Here is a 17443-nt window from a genome sequence, read left to right as displayed (position 1 = left end):
GTCGAGGAGCAGGACGTCCTTGACCTCACCCTTGAGGACACCGGCCTGGAGGGTGGCGCCGATGGCGACGACCTCGTCCGGGTTGACGCCCTTGTTGGCGTCCTGACCGCCGGTGAGCTCCTTGACGAGCTCGGCGACGGCCGGCATACGGGTGGAGCCACCGACCAGGACCACGTGGTCGATCTCGGACAGCTGGATGCCGGCGTCCTTGATGACGTTGTGGAACGGGGTCTTGCAGCGCTCCAGGAGGTCGGCGGTCAGCTGCTGGAACTGGGCGCGCGTGAGCTTCTCGTCCAGGTGCAGCGGGCCCTCGGCGGACGCCGTGATGTAGGGCAGGTTGATCGTGGTCTCCGTGGAGGAGGACAGCTCGATCTTCGCCTTCTCGGCGGCCTCGCGCAGGCGCTGGAGCGCCATCTTGTCCTTGGACAGGTCGACGCCGTGGCCGTTGGCGAACTGCTTCACCAGGTAGTCGACGACGCGCTGGTCCCAGTCGTCACCACCGAGGTGGTTGTCACCGTTGGTGGCCTTGACCTCGACGACGCCGTCGCCGATCTCAAGGAGCGACACGTCGAAGGTGCCGCCACCGAGGTCGAAGACGAGGATCGTCTGGTCGTCCTTGTCGAGGCCGTAGGCCAGGGCGGCGGCGGTCGGCTCATTGACGATGCGCAGGACGTTCAGGCCCGCGATCTCGCCGGCTTCCTTGGTCGCCTGACGCTCGGAGTCGTTGAAGTAGGCCGGGACGGTGATGACCGCGTCCGTGACCTTCTCGCCCAGGTACGCCTCGGCGTCGCGCTTCAGCTTCTGCAGGATGAAGGCGCTCATCTGCTGCGGGTTGAAGTCCTTGCCATCCAGGTTGATCTTCCAGTCAGTGCCCATGTGGCGCTTGACGGAGCGGATGGTCCGGTCCACGTTCGTGACCGCCTGGCGCTTGGCCACCTCGCCGACGAGGACCTCGCCGTTCTTGGCGAAGGCGACGACGGACGGCGTGGTCCTGGCGCCCTCGGCGTTGGTGATGACGGTGGGCTCGCCGCCTTCGAGAACGCTGACGACGGAGTTAGTGGTGCCCAGGTCGATGCCGACCGCACGTGCCATTTTGATTCCTCCAGCTGACTTGAGTGGAACAGACTCAACCATGCCCCATCGCGGCGCGCACGTCAACAGAGCTGAGCCCCCTCCACTCAACCTTTAGGCCACGCTCACACTCAGGCGGCGCCGTGACCTCCACGTTGACACCCTCCGGAGACCTCCGGGGACGGGGCGGGCGACAGCGCGACAGGGCCGAGCGGGGGAACGACACCGCGCGGCGCACCCCCACGGGCGCGGGCACAGGGCAACGTGCCGGTATGCCGCTGCCGCCGCTCACGTTCCCCCCGATCCGGCGCCCCGCGATCCGGCGCCTCGCGATCCGACGTCCCTCCCGACGTCCGGCCCGGCGGCCGACGGAACCCGGCCCCGGCGCGGCGCGCAGCCCGTCCTCACGACTCCGGTCCGCCCTGCGGCCCGACATCTCCGCGAAGCGGGTGGTAGACCTCGTCGGGGCCCTGGCGCTGTGCGCGCTGTTCGCCCTCCCGCTGCTGACCGCGGCCGCCCTGCTGTATGCCACCCAGGGCGGGCGGATCTTCGTACGACGGCCGGCGGCCGGGCTCGGCGGACGGCCGTTTTGGACCTGGCGACTGCGCACGGACGCGGCGGGGCGGCTCGGCGCGGCCCTGGAGCGGTACGCCCTGGACGGGGCGCCACAACTGCTGAACGTGCTCCGAGGTGAGATGTCACTGGTCGGGCCGCGCCCCGAGCCGCGTACGGACCGGCCGGACCGGCTGCTCGTACGCCCCGGAATGACGGGTTTGTGGCAGGTCAGCGCGCGTTCCGACCTCCCCTGGGAGGAGATGGCCCTGCTGGACCGGCACTATGTGGAGAGCCATTGGCTGGGGATGGATCTCGCGATCCTGGCTCAGACCCCTCGGGCGGCCTACCGACACAGGCATGCCTGAGCGACACAGATCACCGCACGCTCACCTACATTGCGGCGCGGGGAATGGGTAACCTCAAGCCTTGACTCAATAAGTTACCGCTTAGTAAGTCCCGCCCGAGGAGCCCTCCCATGCAACTCGCCGCGATCATCGTGTCGCTGGTCCTGACCGTGGTCGGCGTCGCGCTGCTCGCCCGAGCCGTGGCGCAGATCTACCGGTTCGTGAAGCTCGGACAACCCGTACCGGCCGGCAGCCGTACGGACGACCCGAAGGCACGAACGTTCACCCTGGTCCGGGAGTTCCTCGGCCACAGCCGGATGAACCGCTGGGGCATCGTCGGCTTCGCGCACTGGTTCGTCGCGATCGGCTTCCTGACGCTGCCGCCGACGCTGGTCCAGGCGTACGGCCAGCTCTTCCAGGCCGACTGGGTCCTGCCGATCGTCGGCGACTTCCTGCCGTTCGAGCTCTACATCGAGTTCATCGGCATCATGACGATCCTCGGCATCGTCGTGCTGATGGCGATCCGACTTCTCAGCCTGCCCTCGCGGGCCGGCCGCAAGTCGCGCTTCGCGGGCTCCAAGGCGTGGCAGGCGTACTTCGTCGAGTACGTGATCCTCACCATCGGCCTCGCGATCCTCACCCTGCGCGGCCTTGAGGGCGCGATCCACCACGTGGACTCGTACGAGCCGGCGTACTTCGCCTCGTACCCGCTGGTGCTGGCCTTCAAGGGCCTGTCGCTGAGCGCCCTGCAGAACGCCATCTACTTCACCGCGATGGTCAAGATCGGCGTCTCGCTGATCTGGATGATCGTGGTCTCGCTGAACACCAACATGGGTGTCGCCTGGCACCGCTTCCTCGGCTTCCCCAACATCTGGTTCAAGCGCAACGCCGACGGTGCCACCGCACTCGGCGCGCTCCAGCCGATGACCAGCGGCGGCAAGGAGATCGACTTCGAGGACCCGGGCGAGGACGACGTCTTCGGCGTCTCCCAGGTCGAGCAGTTCTCCTGGAAGGGCATCCTCGACTTCTCCACCTGCACCGAGTGCGGACGCTGCCAGTCGCAGTGCCCTGCCTGGAACACGGGCAAGCCGCTGTCGCCGAAGCTCCTCATCATGTCGCTGCGCGACCACGCGCACGCCAAGGCCCCGTACCTGCTCGCGGGCGGCGGCAAGACGATGGAGGGCGAGGAGAAGGCCTCCGCGGAGCAGCTGGCCGGCGTCCCGGCGGCAGCCCTGGCCGAGGCCGAGCGCCCGCTGATCGGCACGGCCGAGGAGAACGGCGTCATCGACCCCGACGTCCTGTGGTCCTGCACGACGTGCGGTGCGTGCGTGGAGCAGTGCCCGGTCGACATCGAGCACATCGACCACATCGTCGACATGCGCCGCTACCAGGTGATGATCGAGAGCGCGTTCCCGTCGGAGGCGGGCACGATGCTCAAGAACCTGGAGAAGAAGGGCAACCCCTGGGGCCTCGCCAAGAAGCAGCGCGTGGAGTGGACCAAGGAGGTCGACTTCGAGGTCCCGATCGTCGGCAAGGACGCCGAGGACCTGTCGGAGTACGACTACCTGTACTGGGTCGGCTGCGCGGGCGCCCTGGAGGACCGGGCCAAGAAGACGACGAAGGCCTTCGCGGAGCTGCTGAACATCGCGGGCGTCAAGTTCGCGATCATGGGCGGCGACGAGAAGTGCACCGGCGACTCCCCCCGCCGCCTCGGCAACGAGCCGCTGTTCCAGCAGCTCGCCCAGGAGAACGTGGCCATGCTGAACATGGCCTTCGGTGAGGACGACGACGACCCGTCGACGAAGAAGCCGAAGTCCGCGAAGCGGATCGTCTCGACCTGCCCGCACTGCTTCAACACCATTGCGAACGAGTACCCGCAGCTGGGCGGCGAGTACGAGGTCATCCACCACACGCAGCTGCTCCAGCACCTGATCGACGAGGGCCGCCTGACGCCGGTCACGCCGGTGGACGGTCTGATCACGTACCACGACCCCTGCTACCTCGGTCGGCACAACAAGGTCTACACGCCGCCGCGCGAGATCATGTCGGCCGTTCCGGGCCTGCGGCAGCAGGAGATGCACCGCCACAAGGAGCGGGGCTTCTGCTGTGGCGCCGGTGGCGCGCGGATGTGGATGGAGGAGCGGATCGGCAAGCGCATCAACAACGAGCGCGTCGACGAGGCCCTGTCCCTGAACCCGGACATCGTGTCGACGGCGTGCCCGTTCTGCCTGGTGATGCTGACCGACTCGGTGAACGGCAAGAAGAACGACGGCCAGGCGAAGGAGTCCGTCCAGGTCGTGGACGTGGCGCAGCTGCTGCTGGAGTCGGTGAAGGCGCCGGAGCCGACGGAGGAGGAGCTGGCGGCGGAGGCACTGGCCGCGGAGGAGGCGGCGGCTGCGGCTGCTGCCGAGGCCGAGGCCGAGGCCGAGGCCGAGGCCGAGGCCGAGGCTGCCGCGAAGGCGAAGGCGAAGGCGGAGGCGGAGGCGGAGGCGGAAGCCAAGGCAGCCGCCGAGGCCGAGGCCAAGGCCAAGGCAGCCGCCGAGGCCCAGGCGAAGCCCGAGGCAGAAGCGGAAGCCAAGGCAGCCGCCGAGGACGGCGCGCCCGAGGCTGACGCTGCCGCGGAAACCGAGGACGCCGCTGATGCGAAGGCGACCACCCCGGAGGCCGACGAGGCCGACGAGGTCAAGCCCGAAGCCGCCAAGTAGGCGCAGCGCAGAAGCAACACTGGAACGGCCGGCTCCCCTCGGGGGCCGGCCGTTCCGGCGTTCCCCGGTCAGCCCGCGGCTTCGGCGTCGGCTTCGGCGCAGGAGGACGAAGCAAGCCCGGCGGCGCCGGCCGGGGCCGGGAAGTCCGCGAACGCGGACCCGCCGGGGGGCCGGGACGGCGACGACGCGTTCGAAGCTACGGGCCCGGTATCCGCGTATTCCATCAGCCGCGCAATGGAACCCACCAAAACTCTGCGCATCCCAGCAAACCAGGCAATCCACACCCCTCCCGCAAGGCTGGGGACAACCCCGAGGGGTTCCCCTAGGGGATGTCACAGGTCAGCCGCAAAGGGTGCCTATTCCGGCGGCTCGACCACCGCGGTCCGCAGGACCAGGTACGTTCGATCACGTGGCTGGATTCAGGATCGGACGCGGCCGGGACAACAACCGCGCTCCCCAACAACCCCCGCGGCAGCAGCCGTACGGTCAGCAGCAACCGCAGCAGACGCCGTACGGCCAGCAGCCCTACCCTCCGCAGCAGCAGTGGCCTCAGCAGCCCGCCGTCGGGGACCACGGCGAGCCCGAGTACTTCGACCCGTACGGCCAGCAGCACGCGCCCCACCAGGCGCAGCAGCAGCCCCCGTACGGCCAGGGAGGCGGAGGCTCATACGCGAACGACAACCCGGGGCACACCCAGGTCTTCGCGTACGGCGAGGACCCGTACGGCCAGGGCGCGACGTACCACGCGGGCGCGGCCACAGCTGCCCCGACGGGCCCGCGACTGCCCTGGAAGGAGCTGCTCCGCGGCATCGTGATGCGTCCCGGGCCGACCTTCCTGCAGATGCGCGACTACGCCGTCTGGGGGCCGGCCCTGATCGTGACCTTCCTGTACGGCCTGCTCGCGGTCTTCGGCTTCGACGACGCCCGCAAGGACGTCATGGACGCCACCCTCGCCAACGCCGTCCCGATCGTCCTCAGCGCCGGCGTGGCCTTCGTCATCTGCGGCCTGATCCTGGGCGGCGTCACGCACACCCTGGCCCGCCAGATGGGCGGTGACGGGGCGTGGCAGCCGACCGTGGGCCTCTCGATGCTGGTCATGTCCATCACGGACGCGCCGCGCCTGCTCTTCGCCGTGTTCCTGGGCGGCGACAACATGTTCGTGCAGGTGCTGGGCTGGGCCACCTGGGTAGCGGCCGGCGCCCTGTTCACCTCGCTCGTCAGCAAGTCGCACGACCTGCCGTGGCCGAAGGCGCTGGGCGCGTCCGCGATCCAGCTGATCGCACTGCTGTCGATCATCAAGCTGGGCACGCTCTAGCAGCCGCCGCAGGCGTATGGGGCATGACGCATGCAGAAGGGGCCCTGCGCACACGCGCAGGGCCCCTTCTCACGCTCGGCGTGCGGACGTTCGCCGCTCGGTCAGGCGTCGAGGACCTGGCCTTCACGCTTCACCACGGGCGGCTCGACCGACCACGGGAAATTGATCCACTCGTCGGTCTTCTTCCACACGTACTCGCACTTCACGAGCGAGTGCGACTTCTCGTAGATCACGGCGGACCGGACCTCGGCGACGTGGCCCAGGCAGAAGTCGTGGACGAGCTTCAGCGTCTTGCCGGTGTCGGCCACGTCATCGGCGATGAGGACCTTCTTGTCGGTGAAGTCGATCGCCTCGGGCACCGGGGCCAGCATGACCGGCATCTCCAAGGTGGTGCCCACACCGGTGTAGAACTCCACGTTCACCAGGTGGATGTTCTTGCAGTCCAGCGCGTACGCCAGGCCGCCGGCGACGAACACGCCGCCCCGGGCGATGCTCAGGATGATGTCGGGCTCGTAGCCGTCGTCGGCGATGGTCTGCGCCAGCTCGCGGACGGCACGCCCGAAGCCCTCGTAGTTCAGGTTCTCGCGTACGTGACTCATGCGTCGTGCCTCACCTGAGTGCGGTGGAAGTTCTGGAAGGAGCGGGAGGCCGTCGGGCCGCGCTGGCCCTGGTACCGCGACCCGTACCGCTCGCTCCCGTACGGGAACTCGGCGGGCGAGCTGAGCCGGAACATGCACAGCTGCCCGATCTTCATCCCGGGCCACAGCTTGATCGGGAGGGTGGCGAGGTTCGACAGTTCGAGCGTGACGTGCCCCGAGAACCCGGGGTCGATGAACCCGGCGGTCGAATGCGTCACCAGGCCGAGGCGGCCCAGGCTGGACTTCCCCTCCAGCCTGGAGGCGATGTCGTCGGGCAGCGAAATGACCTCGTACGTCGAGGCGAGCACGAACTCGCCCGGATGCAGAATGAACGCCTCGTCCCCCTCCGGCTCGACCATCCGGGTCAGATCCGGCTGCTCGATGGCGGGGTCGATGTGGGCGTAGCGGTGGTTCTCGAACACCCGGAAGAAGCGGTCGAGACGTACATCGATGCTGGAGGGCTGCACCATCGATTCCTCGAACGGGTCGATGCGAACCCGTCCGCTGTCGATCTCGGCCCGGATGTCTTTGTCAGAGAGAAGCACGTCCCGAGGATACGCAGTGCGCGCGGGCCACCCCCAATCGAGAGGGCGCACCCGCGCGCCTGTCGACCTAGCGCTTGACGGCCGCCCCGACCGGCACGGCATGCCTCAGCCGCGCACACCGCGGACACCGCAGCAGCCGTCCAGGCCCGATCCGGCCGGCACCGAGGTGCTGCAGCGGAAACGAAGCGGTACTGAAAACATGCCCTTCGGCACAACGGACGACGGTGTTCTCCATCGAGTCCCTTTCCCCAACCTGCCGTACTGCGACGAATCGCCACATTAGGGGATGATCGGGACCCGCTCCAGCCGCCACTCCACAGGCTTTCGACCGGCACTCCGCACCCGTACGTTACGCCCCAACTCCCGCCCCCACGACCGTCGGTGCACCACACACACGACAACGACCCCGCGGCGGATTCACCGGGGGTCGATCATGGGGTAGAGTGTGCAACGCTAAGGCTCCAGGCAACTGGAACGCTATGCGGATGTAGTTTAATGGTAGAACATGAGCTTCCCAAGCTTATAGCGCGGGTTCGATTCCCGTCATCCGCTCTTGAGAGAAGGCCCAGGTCAGAGACCTGGGCCCTCTTCGTTGTCTAGACCTCTCACCCCTTGGTTCAGTCCGCAGTCCGGGAGCCTCTCAGGAAGTGACGCCCTTGTTGCGGTTGGCGAAGGGCCGCACTCCACGAAGCTCCCTGAACTCCGCGATCAGCTCCCTCAGCCTCACCTGGATCCCGCTCAGCTATCGTCGACCACGCGACGACCAGAGCGCCCGAGTCCGCCAACGGCCAGATGTATCGCCCGCCCCAGTGGCCGGCCATCCCACCGGCACCATGGCGGCGATACTCGTCAAGCCGCTGCCGGAGTCCCCTCCGGCCGCCTTTGCCCGCTGACGCGTCGCCGATGTAAATGATCGTGGCGGGCCATCCGCCCAGGCGCCATCAAGCTCGTCCGCCGTCACCGACGGATCACGGCCTTTGAGGTGTCCGGCAGGGCACATCGGCGAGCCAGGAGCTGTCGAAGGACAGCCACCGGCGCAGTCTCGGCGGCAGCGACCTCCCGCCGGGCAGCCTCAGCCGGTCGATCAACACTGCTCCGTGCATGGTCTCGTTCACGGTGCACTGCGCCACACGGCACCGACAGCGGCCGGGCCTGCCACGACGCTCTTGCGGAGCGCTACCTTCGCCACTTCCGGAACGCCTTGATGACGTCGCCGTTCGTGATGAGACCTGCCGCCTCTTCGTACGACTGGAACAGCTGATCGGCTAGAGAACGCACATCGGGCTTCCGGTGCCTGGCGGCGACGGCCCACGACGCGGCCGCGGGGACGCCCTGCTCCTGGACGAGGTTCTGAATCACCGTGGTGACCTCCCGGCCCTGCCTCCTCCCGAGACCGTAGGACGCCCAGACGCCCGTGATGATCCATTCTTTGGCCTGGAGGCCGACGAGCAGAGTCAGCGGGCCGCTCTTCCAGTCCCGGAACCCGATGCCTTGCAACCCGTCACGGGTGAGGGACCCGTTCGCGTGCCGCACACGCTGGATCTCCGCGGCGGCCGACTCGTACGACTCTGGCGCCAGGTCACGCAGCAGGTCCAACAAGTACGCGCCCGGATCCGGCAGCTGCTCGGCCACCCCCTCATTCACCGCGACAAGCCCGGGAGGGCTGAGGTCGATCTCTTCATCGCTCGAAAACAGTCCCATTGCTCTCTCCTGAATCTCGGGTGCGGAACCCTTCGGATGTGCAGGTTTCATCGGCACGGGACCGGGCGAGAAGTGCCGACACGTCCTCGGCCTCCGCAGCGCCGATACGCCGGTAGATCGTCAGAGAGGCGTCGATGCGTGCACGGGCCTCGACGTGATCCCCGCACGCCCGCGCGGCGTTGCCCAGTCCGAGCAGGGCGGCCGCTTCCTCCAGGGGGCCACCGATCTCGCGTGCGATGGTCAGCGCCGCCCAGTGCGCGGCCGCCGATGCGGCCGGGGCGCCCGCGCGCAGCTCCAGCTTGCCGAACGAGTTCCACACGGCTGCCAGTCCGAGACGCTCCCCGAGCCGCTCGTCGAGAGAGCGGGCCTCTTCGAGCCGGGCCCGCCCCTCGTCGAGGCGGCCGGTGTCGGCCAGCGCATCGCCGAACTCCTTGAGCGCGCAGGCTCTTCCGAGGTCCTCCCCGAGGGTCTCGTACAGACCGAGAGAATCGCCGAACGCCCTCACAGCCGCATCGCCCTTGCCCAGCCGGTGCAGGGCGGCCCCGAGATCGATCAGCAACTCTGCTTCCAGGGAGCGGTCGGCCAGTCGGCGCGCGAGTTCCCGGGCGTCCGTCAACCGCTGCACGGCGTCCTCGTACCGCCCCATGAGCCGTAGGACACTGCCGAGTTTCGTCAAAGCCTGGGCCTCGACCAAAGTGTTGCCAAGGTCCCGGGCCAGGGTGAGGGACTGCTGGAGCGCCTTCTCGGCCGCGTCGTACTTGTCCATGAAGTACCAGGTGCTGCCGAGGTTCTTCAATGCGGCGACCCTGCCCTGATCGTCTCCCAGGTCCTCGTACAGGGCAAGGGCAGCCGAGAGCTGCCGCTCGGCGTCCTCGTACTCGTCGAGGACGTAGGCGAGAGTGCCCAGTTCGACCAGCGCGTCGGCCTCGCCCTCGCGGTCCCCAGCCGACCGGCTGAGGGCTAGAGCCTCGGCCAGCCTCTTCCTGGCCGGTTCGTACGACCCGGTCAGCCATCGCACGGTGCCGTCTTCAAGGAGGGCCGCCGCCCGCCCGGAATCGTCACCAAGCGTGGCGTACGCCGCCGATGCCTCGTCCACGCAGCGTGCTGCCGCCTCGTAGTCCCCGTGGTTGCGATGAGCCGTGCCGAGCTCCAGCAGTGAACGGGCTTCCCCGTCCGTGCTGCCCACCGAACGTGCCGCGGCCACGGCATCCTGATGCAGCCGTACGGCCACGTCCCAGGGTCCGCTCAGCCGCAGATGCCGCGACATAGCGGCGGTCAGCGTGAGGACCCGGCTGGGGTTCTCGGCGGACACCCTCAGGCTGCTCAGCAGGTTCTCGCGCTCCAGCGACAGCCAGTCCATCGCGGAGCGGCGCTCGTCCAGAGCTGGGAGAGGGCCGTCGTACACCGACGCGTACGTAACTCCGTACCCGGGCTTCAGCAGGCGGTCGGCCAGTACCGCGGTGTCCTGGTAGTAGTCGAGGAGTCGGTCCAGGGACCGTTTCCGCACACCAAGATCGGTCCTCGCGACGACATCCCTCAGATACTCCGCGATCAGGTCGTGCAGCTGGTACCTGCCGTAGACGTGCTCGTCGAGAAGATTGTCGTCGTACAGCCCTTGCAGCTGCCGCTTCACCTCCTCCAGAGACTCGGCAGTGAGGGCGGCTCCGGCGTAGGCATCCACATCGCTGCCGGGGTGCAGTCCCAGGGTCCGAAAGAACGACTGCCGGTAGGAGGACAGAGCCCGGTAGGAGAGTTCGAACGCCGCGGCCACGTGGTGATTGCGCACGCGCATCGACGCGAGCCGGTTGACGCTCTCCCGTACCTCCGTGACGAGTCGCCCGACAGTGAGGCTCTTCCTGTTCCTCATCCGTCCGCCCACCAGCTCGATGGCGAGCGGCAAGTATCCGCACAGCGCGACGAGTTCGCCCACCGGAGCGTCCTCGGGGATGTCGTGCCGGACGACCGCCCGAAACATCTGCACAGCCTCCTCCGACGGCAGCACGTCGATGGCGATCGTCACCGCGTTCAGGCCGACCATCCGGCGCCGACTGGTCACCAGGACGAGACAGCCGGGCGCGTTGGGCAGCAGCGGTCGCACCTGCTCCTCGTCCAGCGCGTTATCGAGAATGAGCAACCCGGACTGGTCCGCCATCCGGCTGCGCCACAGAGCGGACCGGTCGTCCAGTGCCGCGGGGAGCGCGCGGCCAGGGACGCCGACGGCGCCCAGCAGCGACGCCAGTGCCTCCGCGGGCGCCATGGGGGACGTCTTTGCGCTGTGTCCGTGGAGATCGAGGAACAGCTGGGCGTCGGGAAACTTGTGCCGCAAGCCGTGTGCCGCGTGGGTGGCGAAGGCCGATTTACCCACCCCCGGCTTGCCGTCCACGGCGTGTACGGCGATCACTCCGCCTGTGTTCATGGCCCGCGCCACGCTCGCGCGCAGCCGGGCCAGTTCGCCAGAGCGCCCGGTGAACGTGTCGATGTCCCTGCGCAGTTGATTGACACAGGGACGCGGGGGCAGCGCATCGGCGAGGGCGTCGAGCCCCTCGAACAGGCCGAGGACGTGCCGTCGGCGCCGGTCCCGCAGTTCTTTCGCCCCTCCGACGTGCTTCAGGCAGAAGTCGACGTACCTGGATATGAGTTCCGTGTCGGGGGTGTTGAGCCAGTCCCCCCGCTCGATCTGGGAGATCCGGCTGTCCGTCCTGCCGACGGCCACCGCCACGTCCTCCTGCCGGAGCCCCGCTTCCTTGCGCAGGCGGGCGAGTTCCTGGCCGACCGCCATCTGCTGCGCTTTCGCCATGATGTCCGCTTCCTTAGCTGCTGGACTCCAGTGCCGCATCGGTCAACATACGCTCCGCGCCTGCATAAACAGGGCTGAATCCAGCACCGGTTCCAGTGATCAAGAGACTTCGTCGCATTCGACTCCACGCTGTGTACGGGGCACGAATCCCCGTTCGGGGAGCACCGGCCCGTAGGGCGTGCGCGACGAGGGAAAGAGGAGTACGACGGTGAATCCGGTCAAAGAGCGGCGATCATGCCTGCTGGTGTGCGGTAGTTGGTCGCCGACGAAGGGTGGCGTCCCCACGTTCAACCGGTCGCTCGCCATCGGACTGGCCGAGGCCGGCCACCGGACGGGCTGCCTGGTCGAGCAGGCCACGGAGGCGGAGCGCGACGACGCGCACAGCCGTGGGGTCACACTGCTGCCCGCGGCGCGGACGCCTGCCGGCCCCTCTCTCCTCCTGCCGACGGCAATCGTGAGGGAGTTCGGCGCCGACACCGTCATCGGACACGACCGTTTCACCGGCGAGTTCGCCTGGGCCCACGCACGGCTCTACGCGTCGGCCCGGCTGGTCTACATCGTGCACACTGCTCCGCCGGAGATCGAGCCGTACAAGAACTCCGGCCGGACCGCGGATCTGATCAGGCAACGGGAAAGGCACACGCGCGCGCTCGCCGCAGAGGCCGACGTCGTCGCTGCTGTCGGCCCGCGGCTGGAACGCTACGCCGCCGACCTCCTGGCTGATGGTCTGGGGCCCGGGCGCATCGTGCGGCTCGACCCGGGCATGGAGGTCGGGGCTGGCACGGCCGTGGAACGGCGTCCGCCCGCCAAGCGGCACGTGCTGGTGCTGGGCAGGACTGACGACATCGTGCTCAAGGGCCTGGACATCGCCGCACTGGCGGTCGCGGCGGTGCGCGCAACCGGCCACGATGCCCCCGGTCTGCTGGTCCGTGGCGCCCCTGAGAACGAATGCGACGCACTGCACGCGCAGCTCGTCGCACTCTCGGGACTGGCGCGCGAGCGGATCGAGGTGCGGCCGTACACGGTTGAACCCGCCGAGCTCCGCCGTGACCTGGCACGGTCCGCCGTGTGCGTCATGCCCTCAAGGGTGGAGGGATTCGGCCTGGTGGCGCTGGAGGCCATCGCTGCGGGCACACCCGTGCTGGTGAGCTCCAAGAGCGGAGCGGCCGAGCTGTTGCACAGAAGGCTCGGCCGGAGCGCCGAGCCGATGATCGTCGAAGTGGCCGACGACCTAAACGCGGACGTGAAGGCGTGGAGCGCCGCCCTCGGGCTGGTCCTGAGCGACCTGCCCAGCGCACTTGGCTACGCCGGCGAGGTGCGCGGCCGACTCGCGGCACAGCTGCGGTGGAGGGACACGGCCGATTCCCTCGTCGTGGCCGTACCCGAGCCGCTGTCTCCGGAGCCCATCCCTTAGGCCCTGAGTGAGGAAGGGCTCCACAGGCGAGCGGCCACCGAGCCGATGGGGAGGACGGCGGTCACGGTGAGGCCGATCAGCCCGGCCCGGCCTCTTACCCTTGCGACGCCTCGCGGGGCACGTAATTGGCCTCCCCGAAAAAGCGGTTACCCCTCCTTTGTGATCCCTCGGGCGATGAGCGCCTCGCGCAGGCGCGCGGCCGTCTCGGCCGCCTGATCCGGTGGAAGTGGCAGGACACCGTTCTCCGTCATCAGAGCGTGGAACTGCTGCTTCGAGTACGGGACGCCAGCAGGCAGGGGGGCCACGTGCCAGTGCAGATGCGCATTGCCCTGCTGGCTGCCGAGCGAGTAGAGGTACGTCCGCTCCGGCTCGCAGACAGCCTCGACGGCGAGGGCGATCTCCCGGACGAAAAGCATGAGCCGGGTGTAAGCCTCCTCGCCCAGGTCGCGCACGGCATGCTCGACGTGCGCCTTCGGTGCAACGAGAACCTTGCCCGGCACTGTGGGCCACCTGTCCAGAAACGCTACATGCTCGGCATCCTCGAATACCGTCTCGTGCGTGTAGGCCGGGTTCCCGGCGAGAAAGGCACAGACGAAGCACGGACCGCCCCGCGTGCGCTCCACATATGCCGCAAGATCCATCGGCCGTCGGTCCATCGACACCGCCGCCCCTCTCCGTCGGGGCACCAGTCTTCCCCAGCCCTGCGACGCGCACCGGATTCACCGCGGCCTCGCCGACTTCGGGTGGCGGTGAGGCTGCGATCACGAGTGGCAGGCCCGGCAGGGATTCAGTCCTGCCAGCCCGGCCTCGTACAGGGAAATCCGCTGGGGGTTTCTGGGCAGGCACTTTCGGTACGGATTCGCGGGGGCGTCGCGGTGGTATGCGGTGCCCCGTTTCCCGGGGCCGCTGGGCGCCGTCCACCAGATGGAAACGATGACGGTGGTATCAAGCCTCGCGAGAGCACGATCGGTGTCCGCGAGCTCGGTGAGCAGCTCGCGTCGGCGCGCGGTGATCCGCTCACGTGCATGCTCGATGCTTTCCATGTGGCCCTGCCCTTCTCTCGACATCCTCAACGAAGACCAGAGCCGGCAGTGATGGCCGCCTCGCGCCAGGCACGGGCAACGCTGACTCGGTGGCCGTGCCATAACGTGCCAGTAGGGGCGGTAAACAGCGGTCAACAAGGGGGCCGGCGAAGCAATCACGACAAGGCCGTCAGCGCACGTTCCTGCAGGTCAGGCGCCATACATGGGCCCAAGTGTCGGGTGATTCCCAAGCTTATAGCGCGGGTTCGATTCCCGTCATCCGCTCTTGCACGAAGGCCCAGGTCAACGACCTGGGCCTTCTTCATTGTCTAGACCTTTAAGCTGGGCCGAGCGTCCGAGCAGTCTGGCCCCAAGCAGTTCGTCAGCACATGGGTCAGCGGCTCGACATTCGAGGAGGCTCCCAGCCGGAGATATCTGTCAAGAACTCATGGTAGGAACGGTTCGTCCCCTTGGGTTCCGCAAGCAGGCCATGCGCCAAGGCTGCAGCTACGATCTCAGGCCCATCGCTCTCCCTGAAGCGCGGACTGTTGAGGAGGCCTTCGAGGTCCTCCTTCGGAGTCTGGCGACGCCCGCTGTCCTTCCCTTGCCACGTCGCCGGGATTCTCCACGAGGGTCGGTAGAGCGTAAACGCCTCCGGAAAGAGGAGGAGCCATGCCTCAGACTCTGCGGCAGCGAGCGCGTAGACAGACGCGGAGGCGCCAGTCGCCTTCGCCAGCGCATCTGAGACGGCCCTTCGCGCAGTGTCGTAGGCAGGCCCAGGGCAGGCATCCATGTCCTCGTGGACAGCGATCCCAACGAACTCGCCACCCTTCAATCGGGCCTTGCCGCGCGCCTTGCTCACCAGGGTGCCCGCTGCCGTCACCAGGTCGGCACCCGACTTCTTCCGCAGCCGCACCGGGTCGGTGATCTCAGTAAGAGTGACGGCATGCGCAAGGGCAGGGTGCGCGGCCTTGATGAACGCAGCCAGCATGCGACGATCATTCGCACTCTCGCCTGCGAGCACAACCACACCTCGGCTCAGGGACTTGGGTATCCGCCTGCGACTCACAGCTCGTCCTCCGTCAAGTCGCCACCCAGTACGCCAGAGAACCACAGCTCGCCAAGAGGCTGATCACCTGTCTCTGCAACGATCGTCTCAATCTCATTTGTTGTCAGAGCAGGAATGATGGATGCGCCAGCTTCGTCACGGTCGCAGACGACGAACTCGTGAGGCTCCAATCTGTCGACGAGCGCTGGCGAATGGGTCGCCACGATGAACTGCGTTCGCTGTGACGCTTCCCGCATTCGCTCCACAATGAGCTCAAGAGCTTGCGGATGCAGACCGTGGTCGATCTCTTCAACACACGTCAGTGCCGGAGGCCGGGGATCGTAAAGCATGGCTAGCAGACCAAGAAGACGCACTGTTCCGAACGAGGCGTCAGCAAGCGGAGTGGTCCGACGCAGGCCGTGTTCATGGAGCACCACGGCAAGTCGATCCGCATAGCCCCCGACTTGCTCGAATTCGATGGCATCCAGTTGGGGAAGGATGCGGCGAGCGTCTCGCGTTAGAAGGTCCCAGCGCTCCTCGTCCGCGCTGAGCTGGACCAGAAACGCAGCCAGGTTCTCGGCATGGGAATCCAAGCGGCCAGCCCTGATCGAGCGGGCACGAGTCGGCTGTCGAGCAGCAGTTACGTCCACGTCGAAGACTCTGAAAGAAGACAAACGGTCCGCAACTCTCGCAACCTCCTCCCCACCATCCGAACGCCCCAGCCGAGGCAGGGTAGACAGACCACTGCTCAATCGCTGGATACCGAAACTACCCCCATCGGACTCACGACCAGCCCTCTTGTCTACGACGCGGGCTTCATCTCCGGAGATTGTGATACGCCGACCTCGGCCCTGTGTCCGCTTGAACTGGAAACTCTCCTGGCGTGACAGCGTGTAGGAGTCGCGACTACCAGGCGAGGAACGCCTACGGATGGTCAGCGAGTACTCGTCCGGAGCTTTGACACTCGCATGCGTCGTCCAGTCCGCTTTGAGCCTGATCGCCATCGATGTTGGCGGCTTGTCGCCACCCCAGAAAGCCACCTCATCGAATCCCCCGCGCTCGTCGAGTGCAGGCTGGAGGTCAGTTCGGATGATCGCGGCCAGGAAGTCGAACACCTTCAGTACGTTCGACTTGCCCACACCATTGGGGCCCACCAAGACGGTGAGCGGACCGAGTGGGATGGTCACGTCACGAAGGCTGCGGAAGTTCTCGACGTGTAGTTCTAGAAGGCGGCCAGGCATGAGATGAACCTATCGGGTAGCGGATCGCCAGGTGGCGTACGTGACTCTCCAGGGCGGCTCGCAGTGGTGCGTCGCAGGCAGCAAGGTCGAGTAGCCTCCTTCGACTCTGTCACCACATATGACCCTCAGAGCAGATGACAGCAGTAGCGATCCTCCAAGCAGCAAGAGCCAGTGATGCAGCGTAGGCGGTGCAGCTGACACAGCCACCCGCCTTTGCGAAGTCTCGAAGGCTGACCGTTCCACAGAAGATCGGGAGCGGATCCAACGGGGGCAGCGCATCTCGCTCCTCCCGTCACACGCCCAGATCATCCAACAGGGCAATGGTCGTCCACCCAAACGTCGAAGCCAGTAGGGCAGAGCCCACACTCCTCAACCACGAGTGCGGTGGTGTAGGTGCAGCGAACAAGCGGGAGCGTTGCACGGCCTCAGATACCGGGGTGCGCCTCTCCCGCCGACCCATGGCCGTGAGGCACTCACGCAGCGGATGCCGGGGGTCCCTCAACGCCGGACAGGACCCGAGTGGGGCCGGCGGCCGTGCCACAACGTGCCAGTAGGGGCGGTAAACAGCGGACACCAAGAGCTCCGACGAGGCAGCCAGAGCGGGGCCGTCGGCGGTCGTTTTCGCAGGTCAGAGACTGTGCGTGCGTCCAAGCGCCGGGTGATTCCCAAGCTTATAGCGCGGGTTCGATTCCCGTCATCCGCTCCATTGCAAAGCCCCAGGTCGGCGACCTGGGGCTTCGTCATTGTCTAGACCTCCCAGCCCTTGCCGTGCCCTCCGCGTGCCCCATCTCCCGCGAGCACCCCGCCCAGAGGGGTGCTGGCGCACCGCTTGCATCACCTCACCGAGGTTCGTCTCGAATCGCGAGACGCATTTCATGTGACCCGCGCCATAAGCGTGGCGGCTCGGTGTGAATTAGCGCCGCCAAAGAGGTAATTGCAGCCGAGCTGTGCGCTAGCCTCGATCTTTCGTGACGGTCCGTCGGATTCTCCGGCGGGCCGTTTCGGGGTTGTGTGCTGGTCGTGGGTAGGCCGGTGGCCCGGCTGTCG

Annotated in this window: 13 protein-coding genes and 1 tRNA gene; 5 read left to right on the top strand and 9 right to left on the bottom strand. The window is 67.4% G+C overall.

All coding sequences use genetic code 11. The features are described from left to right. On the bottom strand, positions 1 to 1092 hold a 1092-nt coding region (locus tag ABZZ20_RS35880), incomplete at its 3' end, for an Hsp70 family protein (RefSeq protein ID WP_356877081.1). Positions 1093 to 1343: 251 nt separating this feature from the next. On the opposite strand from ABZZ20_RS35880, the gene ABZZ20_RS35875 reads away from it, so the two are divergent. The 3 genes from ABZZ20_RS35875 to ABZZ20_RS35865 all read left to right on the top strand — a co-directional run bounded on the left by ABZZ20_RS35875 (position 1344) and on the right by ABZZ20_RS35865 (position 5990). Continuing rightward, the gene (locus ABZZ20_RS35875; protein ID WP_356877079.1) at positions 1344 to 1991 is read left to right on the top strand and encodes a sugar transferase; all 648 of its coding nucleotides are present in this window, start codon (positions 1344 to 1346) and stop codon (positions 1989 to 1991) included. A 110-nt stretch (positions 1992 to 2101) separates the two neighbouring features. Continuing rightward, entirely contained in the window at positions 2102 to 4675 is a 2574-nt protein-coding gene (locus tag ABZZ20_RS35870; RefSeq protein WP_356877077.1) for a (Fe-S)-binding protein, read from the top strand. A gap of 409 nt (positions 4676 to 5084) precedes the next feature. After that, complete coding sequence (locus ABZZ20_RS35865) at positions 5085 to 5990, top strand: Yip1 family protein (RefSeq protein ID WP_356877075.1); 906 nt, start codon at positions 5085 to 5087, stop codon at positions 5988 to 5990. A 101-nt stretch (positions 5991 to 6091) separates the two neighbouring features. Here the strand turns inward: ABZZ20_RS35865 and ABZZ20_RS35860 are convergent, their stop codons facing one another. Both ABZZ20_RS35860 and dcd read right to left on the bottom strand, forming a co-directional pair. Further along, positions 6092 to 6589, bottom strand: a complete 498-nt coding sequence (locus ABZZ20_RS35860) for a phosphoribosyltransferase (RefSeq protein ID WP_356877073.1) — start codon at positions 6587 to 6589, stop codon at positions 6092 to 6094. Next, positions 6586 to 7173, bottom strand: coding sequence for a dCTP deaminase (gene dcd, locus ABZZ20_RS35855; RefSeq protein ID WP_356877071.1), 588 nt, complete (start codon positions 7171 to 7173; stop codon positions 6586 to 6588). Before dcd ends, ABZZ20_RS35860 begins: the two co-directional genes overlap by 4 nt. 481 nt (positions 7174 to 7654) lie before the next feature. Between dcd and ABZZ20_RS35850 the strand changes: the two genes are divergently transcribed. Next, a tRNA-Gly gene (locus ABZZ20_RS35850) sits at positions 7655 to 7725 on the top strand. 624 nt (positions 7726 to 8349) lie between these two features. On the opposite strand, the gene ABZZ20_RS35845 is transcribed toward ABZZ20_RS35850, so the two are convergent. Beyond that, positions 8350 to 8874 (bottom strand): hypothetical protein, encoded by a 525-nt coding sequence (locus ABZZ20_RS35845; protein ID WP_356877069.1) that lies wholly within the window; start codon positions 8872 to 8874, stop codon positions 8350 to 8352. Next, positions 8852 to 11671: a tetratricopeptide repeat protein gene (locus ABZZ20_RS35840; RefSeq protein WP_356877067.1), complete on the bottom strand. Its 2820-nt coding sequence runs from the start codon at positions 11669 to 11671 to the stop codon at positions 8852 to 8854. Before ABZZ20_RS35840 ends, ABZZ20_RS35845 begins: the two co-directional genes overlap by 23 nt. A 208-nt stretch (positions 11672 to 11879) precedes the next feature. Between ABZZ20_RS35840 and ABZZ20_RS35835 the strand changes: the two genes are divergently transcribed. Then, positions 11880 to 13085, top strand: coding sequence for a glycosyltransferase family 4 protein (locus ABZZ20_RS35835; RefSeq protein WP_356877065.1), 1206 nt, complete (start codon positions 11880 to 11882; stop codon positions 13083 to 13085). A 146-nt stretch (positions 13086 to 13231) separates the two neighbouring features. On the opposite strand, the gene ABZZ20_RS35830 is transcribed toward ABZZ20_RS35835, so the two are convergent. From ABZZ20_RS35830 to ABZZ20_RS35815, 4 genes are all read right to left on the bottom strand, one after another. Continuing rightward, the gene (locus ABZZ20_RS35830; protein ID WP_356877083.1) at positions 13232 to 13741 is read right to left on the bottom strand and encodes an HIT family protein; all 510 of its coding nucleotides are present in this window, start codon (positions 13739 to 13741) and stop codon (positions 13232 to 13234) included. A 105-nt stretch (positions 13742 to 13846) separates the two neighbouring features. Further along, on the bottom strand, positions 13847 to 14128 hold the full coding sequence (locus ABZZ20_RS35825; RefSeq protein WP_356877063.1) for a hypothetical protein: 282 nt from the start codon (positions 14126 to 14128) through the stop codon (positions 13847 to 13849). Between the two features lie 373 nt (positions 14129 to 14501). Next, a complete protein-coding gene (locus tag ABZZ20_RS35820) occupies positions 14502 to 15098 on the bottom strand; it encodes a hypothetical protein (RefSeq protein WP_356877061.1) in 597 nt (198 codons plus the stop codon). 74 nt (positions 15099 to 15172) lie between these two features. Then, a complete protein-coding gene (locus ABZZ20_RS35815; protein ID WP_356877059.1) occupies positions 15173 to 16396 on the bottom strand; it encodes an AAA family ATPase in 1224 nt (407 codons plus the stop codon). Between the last annotated feature and the right edge of the window lie 1047 nt (positions 16397 to 17443).

Source organism: Streptomyces sp. NPDC006430 (genome assembly GCF_040612395.1).
Classification (GTDB): Bacteria; Actinomycetota; Actinomycetes; order Streptomycetales; family Streptomycetaceae; genus Streptomyces.
Note: the sequence above shows the minus strand (reverse complement) of the source record. Positions and strands in the feature narration are given on the sequence as shown.